The following is a 13530-nucleotide window of genomic DNA, read 5'->3' on the forward strand; positions in this document are numbered from 1 at the left end:
TGGTTCGCCCCATTGGGGCCCGCAGCAGGGTCTATGGACCGGTGGGGGCCGATTCGCCGCTGAGCTTCAGGTCGTGGAGGACCTGGTCGACAATCACGTCAGGTGTATTGGTAACGTCCGCTTCGACGCCGGCCTCGTCGGATTCGAGTTCCTCCAAGGTGGCGAATTGGGATTGGAGCAGGGTTTTGGGCATGAAGTGACCGCGGCGGCTCTCCATCCGGCCGGCGATCAGATCGATGGGCCCGGTCAGCTGGATGAAGACCACGTCAGCTGTGCTTTGACGCAGCAGGTCCCGGTAGGCCCGCTTCAGTGCCGAGCAGGTGACAATAGCGTCTGCGCCTTGCTCCTGTTGCAGTGTCAGCCAATCCCGGATGGCCGCCAGCCACGGCCAGCGGTCCTCGTCCGTGAGGGGCTGGCCGCCTGTCATCTTTTCAATGTTGGCCGGTGGGTGGAAATCATCCGCCTCGGCCGTGGTCCAGCCCAGTTGTTCCCCCAGGAGTTCGGCCACAGTGGTCTTGCCGGTTCCGGAGGGTCCCATCACCACGAGTCCCATTGCTGCTCGGCTGCCTTCCACGCTGGCTCCCTCCGTAACGATGGCACGGCACAAACTCCCACTTTGGCCAGTACCTTGATTACTATCACCGGCCGCGGTGCGTGGCAATGGGCCGGCTTGCCATGGGACAGCGGCGCCGCCAGTGCGGTGGCTGCTAGGACATGTCGACGAAGGCTGACATAAATGCGGTGAAATCTTTGTGGTCGTCGCGTTGGTCCACGGTGCGTTCTTCCTCGTCGCAGGGCATCTCACCTAGAGGCGACACGCCGAACCGGAAGGTCTTGCCGGTGCTTGTACCGACTTCGTAGTCTCCGTTGGGCAGCTCGAAGGCGTGCGACAGGTTGGTCATGTTGATTTCGGTGGGATTCCCGCCCGCGGTCAGCGTCCCGGCGTTGAATGGTGCGACGACGATCTCGGCCGGTTGCCACCGGTAGCCCACCACGTAGTATTTCGGGGGATGGCCGCCCTGGGATTCCTTCCCATGCCCACCGTTCCTCTCGTTGGCGGCATAGACCAGGTTGTAGTCCCCGTAGTTGAGGATCTGGCTGTCAAAGACCACGCGCAGGGCATCCTTGAAGCCGTCGCTGGATGTCATGAGTTAGCAAACCTCGATCGCCCGGCCACCGGTGAGCCGAAGCAATTGCTGATAGTTGGTGTCGAAGACGGTGTTGGGATGACCTGCGGCCGCCCATATCCGGGGGTATTGCTCAAGGGCCCGGTCGACAAAGGTACGCACCGGCGAAGGGTGTCCCAGCGGAGCGACGCCTCCTATTGGTTGTCCGGTTGAGGCGCGGACCACATCCGCGCTTGCCTGCTTAAGCCTACCTCCCAGTTCGCGGCCCACCAGTGCGGTATCCACACGGTGCACGCCGGAGGTCATGATCAACACCGGTTCGCCATCGAGGGTGAAGACCAGGGAATTGGCAATGGCTCCGACCTCGACGCCTTGTGCCTCGGCCGCCAATGCGGCGGTGTGGGCCCGTTCCGGCAGCACGGTGACAGTGGTGGGGTGGCCGGCCGCTTCCAGAGCGGCCACGACCTTGCGCACATTGGGGTGTCCGGCGGCGTCGACAGCTTCTTCTGCATGGCTCATCGCACCAGTCTATTAAAACGAAAGCCGGTCCCGCGCGGTGTTACCCGCGAAGACCGGCCGGCAGGTGCCCGGGGCCGCCGATATCGGCGGTACCGGGCTCGATGGTGCTAGAAGCGCGGCACCAGGGTCTCGGCGGAGATCGAGGTCGCGGGCGTTGCCTCGCGGCTGTTGCTGTATACAGGGGCAGGTTGCGGCCGGCCATCCTTACGCAGGAAGGCGAAGATGCGATACACGGCGACAGCGGTCAGGACAATGGCAAACAACGGAATCAACAGTGCAGCAGTCATGTGTCTCATGCTCCCGGGAGCGTTCATTTAGGACAAGCTCACAAAACTTATCTGACAGTGTAGAATTGCTTCATGGATCTCCGTCGCCTGCGTATTCTCAGGGAACTGGCGGACCGAGGATCTGTGGGCGCCACTGCAGAGGCGATGAATATCACTCCCTCGGCCGTCTCGCAACAGCTTAAAGTGCTGCAGGACGAAGTATCAGTGGTGTTGGTCCGCCGGGAGGGTCGAGGGGTGAAGCTCACCGAGGCCGGGCTCGCGATGGCTGCTGCCGGCGCCGAGGTATCCACGGCGATGGAACGGGCCCAGGCGACGGTGGACTTCTACCGAAAAGGTTGGCAGACGCAGATCCGGGCTGCCTTCTTTCCCAGTTCCGCCGAGATGTTCCTGCCCGGCCTGTTGCACCGGATCAAGGAAATCCCCGGGTTGCAGTTCGACGCTTTCCACGAGGACCCGATGGTTTCGGGATTCGTTCCGTTGACGGCCGACTACGACTTCGTCGTCGCGCACGGCAGCCCCGGCGCCGACGTCTTCTCCCAGCCCGGCGTCGTCGTGGTGCCCTTATTGAAAGAACCGCTGGATGTCGCGATGCCGACCACCCACCCGCTGGCCGGCAAGGCCGGGCTCACCCCCGAGGACGTGGTCGACTACACCTGGATCGGGGTGCCCGAAGGTTTCCCCTTTGACTCTATCCTGGCCCAGGTTGAGGCCAGGACCGGCCGCCGGGTCACCCGATCCCAGCGCTACCCGGACCTGAGGGTGATGGAGGCGCTGGTCAGTGCCGGCCACGGCCTGGCGTTCCTGCCCCGCTACACCGCGCTCGGCAGCGGCGGCCGCGGCTATGTGCTGCGCCCGCTCGAGGGCGTCAGCGCCAGCCGCAGTATCGTCGCGTTGGCCCGCCCCGACATCGCCGAGCGGACCACCATCCAACAGGTGCTCGGGTTGCTCAAGCGAGTGGCGCAGAACGTGGCCGACGACGTCGAAATGGTTGAGAGCTGACTGGTCGGCCGGGGAGGTGGGTGCCTGCGCATCTTCCGGGCGTCGCAGGATATTGTTGCTCCTAACGTGACGTGAGGTCCTAGCATCTTAGTCATGGACCTCGGAATCGGCGATGTCGCCCGCCGCAGCGGCCTCACGGAACGGACGCTGCGCTACTACGAAGAGCTCGGCCTGGTGACACCGGAGCGTGACCACGGGGGCCGCCGGCGCTACGACGCCGGTACGCTCGCCCGGCTCTATCGGGTGCGGCTGCTGCGCGAGCTCGCCACGCCTCTGGCCGGGATCGACCCGGACGCTGATGATCTGCCAACCCTGACACGGCAGCACTTGGCGGATCTCGATGATCGTCTGGCCGAATTGGCCCGCACTCGCGAACGGGTGCGGGCGCTGGAAGACCGGCTGCTCGCCGGCAGTCCGCCCGGCGACGAGGCGCTGCTCGACCTGCTCGCGGGTCTGCACTCCGACGAGCGCATGCCCACCCGCCGGATCACCCTGCTGGTCTATCGCGACATCGCGGCCGCGCACGCCTGGCTGATCGACGTGTTCGGCCTGGCGCCCGGACCGCTGGCTTTCGAGGGCGACCATGCCATACATGGTGAGATTCACGCTGGCGACGGCGTCATCTGGCTGCACCGCGAAGCGCCGGAACACCGGCTGGTGTCGCCGCTGGCCACCGACGGACTGGTCACAGCCTCGCTCGCCGTGCACGTGGACGACGTCGACGGGCATCACGCCCGGGCGCGCGACGCCGGGGCCGAGGTGGTTTATCCGCCGGTCGATCAGCCCTACGGCTATCGCGAGTACAGCGCGCACGACCTCGAGGGGCACCTCTGGTCGTTCCAGACCCCGCTAGCAATGACCGAGGAGACGGAAGAACGATGAGCCACATAACCCCTTATATCTGCGTCGGCGACTGCCGCGCCGCGATCGACTGGTACGTCGACGGGGTTGCCGCCCGCGTTGCCGAAGCCGGCACCAACCTCGACCGCGGCCCTGAGGACACGCCGCACGGACGGATCGCCGTCTTCCGCGACCCCTTCGGTCACCGGTGGATGCTCAACGACGTTTAAGCCTGCGAACCAGGCCGATGCCCCGGATGACAGATCGATGAGATCCACATTCGGCGGTGCAGTGTCACCTGCGCGCAACATTCAGGCGCTGATTCGAAGCCGCTGAGCGCGGCGGCGTAGGCTGTTGCCATGAGCGTGGACATCAAACCTCGGAGCCGGCAAGTAACAGACGGTATGGAGCGCGCGCCCGCACGCGGCATGCTGCGAGCTGTGGGAATGGGGGATGAGGACTTCGCCAAGCCGCAGATCGGGGTGGCGAGTTCCTGGAACGAAATCACCCCCTGCAACCTGTCCCTCGACCGGCTGGCTCAGGGCGCCAAGGAAGGCGTCCACTCCGGCGGCGGATTCCCCATGCAATTCGGCACCATCTCGGTCTCCGACGGCATTTCCATGGGCCATGAAGGGATGCACTTCTCCCTGGTCTCCCGCGAAGTCATTACAGACTCGGTGGAAACGGTGATGGAGGCCGAACGGATCGATGGTTCGGTGTTGCTGGCCGGCTGCGACAAGTCGCTGCCCGGCATGCTGATGGCCGCGGCCCGGCTCGACCTGGCCAGCGTCTTCCTCTACGCCGGATCGATCATGCCCGGATGGGCCAAGCTTGAAGACGGCTCCGAAAAGCAGGTCACGCTGATCGACGCCTTCGAGGCCGTCGGTGCCTGTGCCCGCGGCAAGATGAGCCGGACCGACCTGGACTCCATCGAAAAAGCCATCTGCCCGGGCGAAGGTGCCTGCGGCGGGATGTACACCGCCAACACCATGGCCTGCGTCGGCGAGGCGCTGGGAATGTCGCTGCCCGGATCGGCGGCACCGCCGTCGGCCGACCGCCGCCGCGACATGTTCGCCCGCAAGTCCGGCGAGGCCGTCGTCGAAATGCTCCGCCAGGGCATCACCGCCCGGGACATCATGACCCGCAAGGCGTTCGAGAACGCGATCGCCGTAGTGATGGCATTCGGCGGCTCCACCAACGCCGTGCTGCACCTGCTCGCCATCGCCCGCGAGGCCGAGGTCGACCTCAAGCTGGAAGACTTCAACCGGATCGGGGACAAGGTTCCCCACCTGGGCGACCTGAAGCCGTTCGGGCAGTATGTGATGACCGACGTCGACCAGGTCGGGGGAGTGCCGGTGATCATGCGCGCGCTGCTCGACGCGGGGCTGCTGCACGGCGACGTGCTGACCGTCACCGGCAAGACGCTGGCCGAAAACCTGGAGTCCATCCATCCGCCGGACCTGGACGGCAGGATCCTGCGGTCGATGAACAACCCCATCCACCACAATGGCGGCGTGGCCGTGCTCCACGGGTCGCTGGCTCCGGAAGGGGCAGTGGTCAAGACCGCCGGATTTGATGCCGAGGTCTTTGAGGGGCCGGCGAGGGTGTTCGAACGTGAACAGCCCGCCATGCAGGCGCTTGAAGCAGGCGACATCAACCCGGGTGACGTCATCGTGATCCGCTATGAAGGCCCCAAGGGCGGTCCCGGCATGCGCGAGATGCTCGCCATCACCGGAGCCATCAAGGGCGCCGGGCTGGGCAAGGACGTGCTGCTGCTCACCGATGGGCGCTTCTCCGGCGGAACCACCGGCCTGTGCATCGGGCACGTGGCGCCGGAAGCGGTCGACGGCGGCCCGGTCGCGTACGTCCGCGACGGCGACAGGATCCGGGTCGATATCGCCAACCGGGATATCGACCTGCTGGTCGACGAGGGTGAATTGGCTTCCCGCCGCGTCGGATGGGAGCCGGTGCCCCACTCCTACGACAAGGGTGTGCTGGCCAAGTACTCCAAGCTGGTGCACTCGGCATCCGAGGGTGCCTACTGCGGCTGAACCGGCCGCCGTCGTGCGTTAGGCGGCAGTGTTGGCGCTGGTGCCACTGATGCCGCCTGACGCATAATTGTCACAACAGGTTTCGCGAACATTACGGACAACGGTGTCCGACGGTTGACAGCCGGGCCGGGGAGCGGAAAACTACTGGTATGCAGTTCGTTTCCGTAGTACTTCTTACCAAGCGCGTGATGTAGGCCCAGTCCTCACACACTTGGTAACTACGTTACGCGCTTACCCCGACGCCGTCCGCTGGCCGAGGGGTTTTTTTGTATCCAAGTCCGCACATGGTCCGCCGGCTTCACAAGAGACGGCAGGGCCGGTATCGATTCCGCAAAGGAAGAGCCAGATGAGTAAAGGAACGCCAGCCAGCCCCGCGCTGATGGCCGCAAAATCCCCGGTGCCGTCCGCGTCCGGAACCAAGCGGGCAGGCACCCGCCTTGCCAGCGCAGCTCACTCCGTCTCTCCTGTACCCGGGCCCAACCACACCATTGGACCGGTGGAAATGACTGGCTCACAAGCCATCGTCCGCTCACTGGAGGAACTCGGTGTCGACGATGTCTTCGGGCTGCCGGGTGGGGCGATCCTGCCCACGTATGACCCGTTGATGGACTCGGAGCGGATCAACCACGTGCTGGTCCGCCATGAACAGGGTGCAGGACACGCCGCGCAGGGCTACGCGATGGTCACGGGCCGGACCGGTGTCGCCATTGTCACCTCCGGACCAGGCGCCACCAACCTGGTGACGGCTATTGCGGATGCGCACATGGACTCGGTGCCGATGGTGGCCATCACCGGCCAGGTGGCGAGCTCTGTGATTGGCACGGACGCCTTCCAGGAAGCTGACATTGTGGGCGTGACCATGCCGGTGACCAAGCACTCCTACCTGGTGACCGATCCCGAACAGATCCCGCGGGTGATGGCCGAGGCCTTCCATCTGGCATCCACCGGCCGGCCTGGCCCGGTGCTGGTCGACGTCGCCAAGGACGCGCAGGCCGGGCCGATGACGTTCTCCTGGCCGCCGAAGATCGACCTGCCCGGCTACCGGCCCACCGTGAAGGGCCACCCCAAGCAGGTGCGGGAGGCGGCCCGGCTGATCGCGTCGGCGCAGCGGCCGGTGCTCTACGTCGGCGGCGGCGTTATTAAGGCCCACGCTTGTGACGAACTGGCCGAATTGGCCGAAACGACCGGGGCGCCAGTGGTCACCACCCTGACCGCCCGCGGGGCCTTCCCGGACTCGCATGAACAACATGTCGGGATGCCGGGAATGCACGGCTCGGTCTCCGCCGTCACATCCCTGCAGCAGGCAGACCTGCTGATTGTGCTCGGCGCCCGGTTCGACGACCGTGTCACCGGTGTGCTCTCGTCCTTCGCCCCGCACGCGTCAGTGATTCATGCCGACATCGACCCGGCCGAGATTTCCAAGAACCGGACCGCTGATGTGCCGATCGTCGGCTCATTGGCCGAAATCCTTCCGGACCTGTCCAAGGCCGCCGAAGAGGAGTTCGGCAAGACCGGACGGCCCGCGCTGGAGCCATGGTGGTCACAGCTGAATCGGCTGCGCGATACGTACCCGCTGGGCTGGACCGAGCCCGACGACGGCCTGTCCGCCCCGCAGAATGTGATCAAGCAGATCGGGGCGCAGACCGGTCCCGAAGGTGTCTACGTGGCCGGCGTCGGCCAGCACCAGATGTGGTCGGCTCAATTCATCAAGTACGAACGCCCGCATGCGTGGCTGAACTCGGCCGGACTGGGCACCATGGGCTACTCTGTCCCGGCGGCGATGGGCGCGAAGGTCGGAAGCCCCGATCGCACCGTGTGGGCCATCGACGGCGACGGCTGCTTCCAGATGACCAACCAGGAACTGGCCACTTGCGCGATCAACAACATCCCGGTCAAGGTCGCCGTGATCAACAACTCCTCACTGGGCATGGTGCGCCAGTGGCAGACCCTCTTTTACGATGGCCGCTACTCGAACACCGACCTGGACACCGGCCACAACACCCGGCGGATCCCGGACTTCGTGAAGCTGGCCGAAGCCTACGGGTGCGCCGGCCTGCGGTGCGAGCGGGATGAGGACATTGAGGACACCATCAAGCAGGCGTTGGAGATCAACGACCGTCCCGTCGTCGTCGATTTCGTGGTCAGCCCCAACGCCATGGTGTGGCCAATGGTCCCGGCCGGCGTCAGCAACGACCTGATCCAAATCGCCCGGAATATGACCCCTCAATGGGAAGAGGAAGACTAGTGGGAAGAGGAGCAGTAGACATGAGCCGCCACACCTTGTCCGTGCTGGTCGAAGACAAACCGGGTGTCCTCACACGGGTGGCCGGGTTGTTCGCCCGGCGCGCCTTCAATATCCACTCCCTGGCCGTCGGCCCCACCGAGATCGAGGGCATGTCCCGCATCACGGTGGTCGTCGACGCCGAAGGTGACCTGCTGGAGCAGGTCACCAAACAACTCAACAAACTCATCAACGTGATCAAAATTGTTGAGCTTGCCTCCGACGCCTCCGTGCAGCGCGACCACATCATGGTCAAGGTGCGCGCCGACGCCACGAGCAGACTGCAGGTCACCCAGGCTGCAGAATTGTTCCGTGCCTCGGTGATCGATGTGTCCACCGACTCGTTGATCGTCGAAGCCACTGGCGTTCCCGAGAAACTCAACGCACTGCTTGCCGTGCTGGAACCTTTCGGGATCCGTGAGATCGTGCAGTCGGGAACCCTTGCCATCAGCAGGGGCGCGAAGTCGATGAGCGACCGGGCCTTACGCTCAGCATGACCTGAGCATGACCCGGCCTGAACAGCGCATCGGAACAACTAAAAACCTACTAGCCTGAAGAGCACCGGCAGAACGCCGGAGCAGAACACGAGGAGACACATCAGTGGCTGACATTTTGTACGACGACGACGCCGACCTCTCGATCATCCAGGACCGCCACGTCGCGGTCATCGGCTACGGCAGCCAGGGCCACGCCCACGCCCTCAGCCTGCGGGATTCAGGTGTGGACGTCCGCGTCGGTCTGCGCGAGGGTTCCAACTCGCGGGCGAAGGCCGAGGCAGAGGGGCTGCGCGTCGTCTCCGTTTCCGAGGCGGTCGAAGAAGCCGACCTGATCATGATCCTCACCCCGGACCAGGATCAGCGCACGGTCTACGCAGAGCACATCGAACCCAACATCACTGGCGGCGACGCCCTCTTCTTCGCGCACGGCTTCAACATCCGGTTCGGGTTCATCCAGCCGCCGGCCGACGTCGACGTCGCACTGGTCGCGCCGAAGGGGCCCGGGCACATTGTGCGCCGCGAGTTCGAAGCCGGACGTGGTGTTCCGGACCTGATCGCGGTCGAGCAGGACCCTTCGGGCAAGGCCTGGGACCTGGCGCTGTCCTATGCCAAGGGCATCGGCGGATCCCGTGCCGGCGTCATCAAGACCACCTTCACCGAGGAGACCGAGACGGACCTCTTCGGCGAGCAGGCGGTGCTGTGCGGCGGCACCTCCCAGCTGGTGCAGTACGGGTTCGAGACGTTGACCGAGGCCGGCTACCAGCCGGAGATCGCCTACTTCGAGGTGCTGCACGAGCTGAAGCTGATCGTCGACCTGATGGTCGAAGGCGGCATCAACAAGCAGCGCTGGAGCGTATCCGACACGGCCGAATACGGCGACTACGTCTCCGGGCCGCGGGTGATCGACGAATCGGTGAAGCAGAACATGGCTGCGGTGCTGGCCGACATCCAGGACGGCTCCTTCGCCAAGCGTTTCATCGACGACCAGGACGCCGGGGCTCCGGAATTCGCCCGGCTGCGCCAGCGGGGCGAGGGCCACCCGATCGAATCGACCGGCCGGAAGCTGCGTCAGTTGTTCTCCTGGATCCAGACCGAAGACGACTACACCGAGGGCTCGGTCGCGCGGTAAAGTGGCGTGATGCGCGCGGCCGGCGGCGTCTTTCGTGGACTGCGGCCGCCCGCGCTCGCCGAATGGGCAGTAAGTACCCGCTTGAAAGCGTGATTGCGGCAGGTACTGCCCGTTCGGCGAGGCCACGACCGTTTGCCCTGCCACGACCAGCTCCAATAGCCCCATCCGACCGACCACGCAAGGAAAATCTGTGCCAGCATCGAACGCCAGCCGTCCCGTCGTCCTGATCGCCGAAGAACTCTCGCCGGCCACCGTCGAGGCGCTCGGCCCGGACTTCGAGATACGCCAGACGGACGGCTCGGACCGTTCCACGTTGCTCAGCTCCATCGCCGAAGCCGATGCGGTGTTGGTCCGCTCGGCCACCAAACTCGATGCCGAGGCGATCGCCGCCGCGCCTAACCTGAAGGTGATCGCCCGTGCCGGCGTCGGCCTCGACAACGTCGACCTGAAGGCCGCGACCCGTGCCGGCGTCATGGTGGTCAACGCCCCGACGTCGAACATCACCTCCGCCGCCGAACTGACTGTGGGACACATTCTGTCGCTGGCCCGGAACATTCCGCAGGCCAGCACCGCGCTGAAGCACGGCGAGTGGAAGCGGTCCAAGTACACCGGCATCGAACTGTATGAGAAGAAGATCGGCATCATTGGCCTGGGACGGATCGGCGCGCTGATCGCGGCCCGGCTGCAGGCCTTCGAGACCACCATCCTGGCCTACGACCCGTACGTCACCTCCGCCCGCGCCGCGCAGCTCGGCGTCCAGCTTGTCACCCTCGACGAGCTGCTTCAGCAGAGCGACTTCATCTCCATTCATATGCCCAAGACCCCGGAGACGGTGGGCATGATCGGCGCCGGAGCGTTTGAACAGATGAAGGAAAGCGCCTACGTCGTCAATGTTGCCCGTGGCGGGCTGGTGGACGAGGAAGCGCTGCACCAGGCGCTGAAAGAACAGAAGATCGCCGGCGCCGCCATCGACGTGTTCGTCAATGAACCCAGCACCGACTTGCCGTTCTTCGAGCACGACAATGTGGTGGTCACGCCGCATCTGGGCGCGTCCACCGCGGAAGCGCAGGAGAAAGCAGGCGTCTCGGTGGCCAAATCCGTGCGCCTGGCGCTGGCGGGCGAACTGGTGCCCGACGCCGTCAATGTCGCCGGGGGAGTGATCGCCTCCGACGTGCGCCCGGGCATTCCGCTGATCGAGAAGCTGGGCCGGATCTTCACCGCGCTGACCCACGACTCGGTGACCCAGATCGATGTGCAGGTCGCCGGCGAGATTGTCGAGCACGACGTCAAGTCCCTGGAACTGGCCGCGCTTAAGGGCGTGTTCACTGACGTCGTTTCCGAGCAGGTTTCCTACGTCAACGCCCCGCTGCTGGCCGAACAGCGCGGCATCGCCACCCACCTGGTCACCACGGCGGACTCACCTGAATACCGCAACGTGCTGACCATCCGCGGCGCGTTGTCCGACGGATCGCAGATCTCCGTGGCTGGCACCCTGACCGGGCCCAAGCAGGTGGAAAAGATCGTCGGCGTCAACGGCTACGACGTGGAAATCCCGATCAGCGAGCACGTGCTGGTGATTGCCTACCAGGACCGTCCCGGCATCATCGGCATCCTTGGCCGGCTGCTGGGCGAGAACAACACGAACATTGCCAGCATGCAGGTCTCCAGGAACGACGACGGCGGCCAGGTGATGTGCCTGCTCACCGTCGACAGCGCCGTCAGCCAGGACGTGCTGGAACGGATCAAGACCGAAATCGGTGCCACCGCCGTCCGTGAAGTCGACCTCACCGAGTAGGGCCCCGGTGGTCGAGTAAGGCGCCGGTGGTCGAGTAAGGCGCGAAGCGCCGCACCGAGACCGCGCCCCCCGGTGGTCGAGTAAGGCGCGAAGCGCCGCACCGAGACCGGGCACAGACCCGGCCTCTGCGCACGGCGGCAACGAAATTCGCTCGTCCCTCACGAATCTTAAGGCCGCCTTTCGCGCAGAGTCCTTCCCATGTGGCCACGGGTTCACGTTCGGCCGGGGAGTAAACGGTGGCCTTTCAGGTACAAAGGGGCCGATTTCGGCCCAAGTTACTCCCGGTGCGAACAGCACACACGTCAGGACGCGACAATCGAGATCGAAAGCAGGTAATTTCTAAGGGTGAACGCTTCCGAGAAAACCCCGTACTACATCACCACGGCCATCTCCTATCCCAACGGGCTGCCGCATATCGGCCACGCCTACGAGGTGATAGCCACCGACGCCATGGCCCGCTTCAAGCGGCTCGACGGCTACGACGTCAGGTTCCTGACCGGCACCGATGAGCACGGCCAGAAGATGCAGCAGACCGCGGACAAGGAAGACATGGATGTCCGGGTTCTGACCGATCGGAACACGGAGTATTTCAAGGACCTGCAGCCGGCGCTGAACATTTCGCTGGACCGCTTCATTCGCACCACGGACGAGGACCATATCGAGGCCGCCCAGGCCATCTGGAAACGGATGGATGAAGCCGGAGACATCTACCTGGACACCTATACGGGCTGGTACTCCGTCCGCGACGAGGCGTACTACGCAGAAGAAGAAACCGAAGTCGCCGACGATGGTATCCGGTATTCCAGGGAGACCGGAACACCTGTGGACTGGACCGAGGAGGAAACGTTCTTCTTCCGGCTGTCGGCCTACCGCGACCGGCTGCTGGCCCACTACGAGGAGAACCCGGAGTTCATCGGCCCGGCGCAGCGCCGCAACGAGGTGGCCAGCTTCGTCCGCGGAGAGCTGCGGGATCTATCCATTAGCCGCACCACCTTCGATTGGGGCGTCCCGGTTCCCGGCCATCCCGATCATGTGATGTACGTGTGGGTGGACGCACTGACCAACTACCTCACCGGTGCCGGGTTCCCGGAGACGGAGTCCGAGTCGTACAAGACCTATTGGCCCGCCGACCTGCACGTGATCGGCAAGGACATCGCCCGGTTCCACGCCGTGTACTGGCCGGCGTTCCTGATGTCGGCGTCGCTGCCCTTGCCCAAGCGGGTGTACGCACACGGGTTCCTGTTCAACAAAGGCGAGAAGATGTCCAAGTCCGTGGGCAACGTGGTGGATCCGGTCGCGCTGGTCAACACATACGGTCTGGACCAATTCCGGTTCTTCCTGCTCCGCGAGGTGCCCTTTGGCCAGGATGGCTCCTACAGCCACGACGGCATCGTCGGCCGGATGAACGCGGACCTGGCCAACGATCTGGGAAACCTGGCCCAGCGCTCCTTGTCAATGGTGGCCAAGAACTGCGACGGCAAGGTCCCCGAACCCTCCTCGCTGGATGACGCGGACGAGGAACTGCTGGCCAAATCCCAGGCACTGCTGGCCAAATGCCGGAGCGACTTTGAGGTCCAGGACTTCCACCGGGCCCTCGAATCCATCTGGACGGTCATTGGCGAAACCAACCGGTACTTCTCCGCCCAGCAGCCGTGGGTGCTGCGGAAGACCGATCCGGAGCGGATGAATGCGGTGCTCTACTCGACGCTGGAAGTGCTTCGCGTGGCCAGTATTTTGGTGCAACCGGTGATGCCGGACTCCGGGGCAAAGCTGCTCACCCTGTTGGGACAGGACGATGGCGGTGCCGGTGACGACGCTGATGGCGGTGACGACGGCGGCGCCCGTGACTTCGCGGCGCTCGGAACCCGGATCGTGCCGGGGACGGACCTGCCGAAACCAACGCCGGTGTTCCCCCGTTACGAGGAGCCGGGGGCGTAATCCGCGCGGTTCGGTGCTGCAGCCTGCGCAGACAGCCCGTGGCCGATCCTGACGAAGCCCGGGTCGG

13 protein-coding genes are annotated in these 13530 nt (G+C 64.8%); 9 read left to right on the plus strand and 4 right to left on the minus strand.

The window, feature by feature from the left end; all coding sequences use genetic code 11:
• Nucleotides 1–31 precede the first annotated feature (31 nt).
• The 4 genes from H535_RS0101290 to H535_RS0101305 all read right to left on the minus strand — a co-directional run bounded on the left by H535_RS0101290 (nt 32) and on the right by H535_RS0101305 (nt 1933).
• A complete protein-coding gene (locus H535_RS0101290; protein ID WP_342667707.1) occupies nt 32–574 on the minus strand; it encodes a gluconokinase in 543 nt (180 codons plus the stop codon).
• A gap of 133 nt (nt 575–707) precedes the next feature.
• On the minus strand, nt 708–1148 hold the full coding sequence (locus H535_RS22785) for a hypothetical protein (protein ID WP_035767912.1): 441 nt from the start codon (nt 1146–1148) through the stop codon (nt 708–710).
• Nucleotides 1149–1151: 3 nt separating this feature from the next.
• Entirely contained in the window at nt 1152–1646 is a 495-nt protein-coding gene (locus H535_RS0101300; protein ID WP_051298298.1) for a YbaK/EbsC family protein, read from the minus strand.
• 107 nt (nt 1647–1753) lie between these two features.
• Entirely contained in the window at nt 1754–1933 is a 180-nt protein-coding gene (locus H535_RS0101305; protein ID WP_026818111.1) for a hypothetical protein, read from the minus strand.
• A gap of 72 nt (nt 1934–2005) precedes the next feature.
• Here H535_RS0101305 and H535_RS0101310 point away from each other — a divergent pair, with 72 nt between their 5' ends.
• The 9 genes from H535_RS0101310 (at nt 2006) to metG (ending at nt 13463) form a co-directional block, all read left to right on the plus strand.
• Complete coding sequence (locus tag H535_RS0101310) at nt 2006–2932, plus strand: LysR family transcriptional regulator (protein ID WP_026818112.1); 927 nt, start codon at nt 2006–2008, stop codon at nt 2930–2932.
• A 93-nt stretch (nt 2933–3025) separates the two neighbouring features.
• Nucleotides 3026–3814: a MerR family transcriptional regulator gene (locus H535_RS27510; protein ID WP_051298300.1), complete on the plus strand. Its 789-nt coding sequence runs from the start codon at nt 3026–3028 to the stop codon at nt 3812–3814.
• Nucleotides 3811–4002: a VOC family protein gene (locus tag H535_RS0101320; protein WP_026818113.1), complete on the plus strand. Its 192-nt coding sequence runs from the start codon at nt 3811–3813 to the stop codon at nt 4000–4002. The genes H535_RS27510 and H535_RS0101320 overlap by 4 nt, the downstream gene beginning before the upstream one ends.
• Before the next feature lie 129 nt (nt 4003–4131).
• Nucleotides 4132–5823, plus strand: coding sequence for a dihydroxy-acid dehydratase (gene ilvD / locus H535_RS0101325; RefSeq protein WP_026818114.1), 1692 nt, complete (start codon nt 4132–4134; stop codon nt 5821–5823).
• 346 nt (nt 5824–6169) lie between these two features.
• On the plus strand, nt 6170–8068 hold the full coding sequence (locus H535_RS0101330; RefSeq protein WP_026818115.1) for an acetolactate synthase large subunit: 1899 nt from the start codon (nt 6170–6172) through the stop codon (nt 8066–8068).
• 20 nt (nt 8069–8088) lie between these two features.
• Complete coding sequence (ilvN, locus tag H535_RS0101335) at nt 8089–8601, plus strand: acetolactate synthase small subunit (protein WP_026818116.1); 513 nt, start codon at nt 8089–8091, stop codon at nt 8599–8601.
• Nucleotides 8602–8704: 103 nt separating this feature from the next.
• Nucleotides 8705–9730, plus strand: coding sequence for a ketol-acid reductoisomerase (ilvC, locus tag H535_RS0101340; protein ID WP_026818117.1), 1026 nt, complete (start codon nt 8705–8707; stop codon nt 9728–9730).
• A 190-nt stretch (nt 9731–9920) separates the two neighbouring features.
• Nucleotides 9921–11525, plus strand: a complete 1605-nt coding sequence (serA, locus tag H535_RS0101345; protein WP_026818118.1) for a phosphoglycerate dehydrogenase — start codon at nt 9921–9923, stop codon at nt 11523–11525.
• Nucleotides 11526–11870: 345 nt separating this feature from the next.
• The gene (metG, locus tag H535_RS0101350; RefSeq protein ID WP_026818119.1) at nt 11871–13463 is read left to right on the plus strand and encodes a methionine--tRNA ligase; all 1593 of its coding nucleotides are present in this window, start codon (nt 11871–11873) and stop codon (nt 13461–13463) included.
• Nucleotides 13464–13530: the final 67 nt, after the last annotated feature.

This window comes from Arthrobacter castelli DSM 16402 (genome assembly GCF_000430705.1).
Classification (GTDB): domain Bacteria; phylum Actinomycetota; class Actinomycetes; order Actinomycetales; family Micrococcaceae; genus Arthrobacter_C; species Arthrobacter_C castelli.

Excerpts from the sequence above, each read along its gene's own strand:
- H535_RS22785 (WP_035767912.1), bottom strand. The coding sequence starts at position 1,148 with ATGACATCCAGCGACGGCTTCAAGGATGCCCTGCGCGTGGTCTTTGAC.
- H535_RS0101300 (WP_051298298.1), bottom strand. The coding sequence starts at position 1,646 with ATGAGCCATGCAGAAGAAGCTGTCGACGCCGCCGGACACCCCAATGTG.
- H535_RS0101305 (WP_026818111.1), bottom strand. The coding sequence starts at position 1,933 with ATGACTGCTGCACTGTTGATTCCGTTGTTTGCCATTGTCCTGACCGCT.
- H535_RS0101310 (WP_026818112.1), top strand. The coding sequence starts at position 2,006 with ATGGATCTCCGTCGCCTGCGTATTCTCAGGGAACTGGCGGACCGAGGA.
- H535_RS27510 (WP_051298300.1), top strand. The coding sequence starts at position 3,026 with ATGGACCTCGGAATCGGCGATGTCGCCCGCCGCAGCGGCCTCACGGAA.
- H535_RS0101320 (WP_026818113.1), top strand. The coding sequence starts at position 3,811 with ATGAGCCACATAACCCCTTATATCTGCGTCGGCGACTGCCGCGCCGCG.
- ilvD (WP_026818114.1), top strand. The coding sequence starts at position 4,132 with ATGAGCGTGGACATCAAACCTCGGAGCCGGCAAGTAACAGACGGTATG.
- H535_RS0101330 (WP_026818115.1), top strand. The coding sequence starts at position 6,170 with ATGAGTAAAGGAACGCCAGCCAGCCCCGCGCTGATGGCCGCAAAATCC.
- ilvN (WP_026818116.1), top strand. The coding sequence starts at position 8,089 with ATGAGCCGCCACACCTTGTCCGTGCTGGTCGAAGACAAACCGGGTGTC.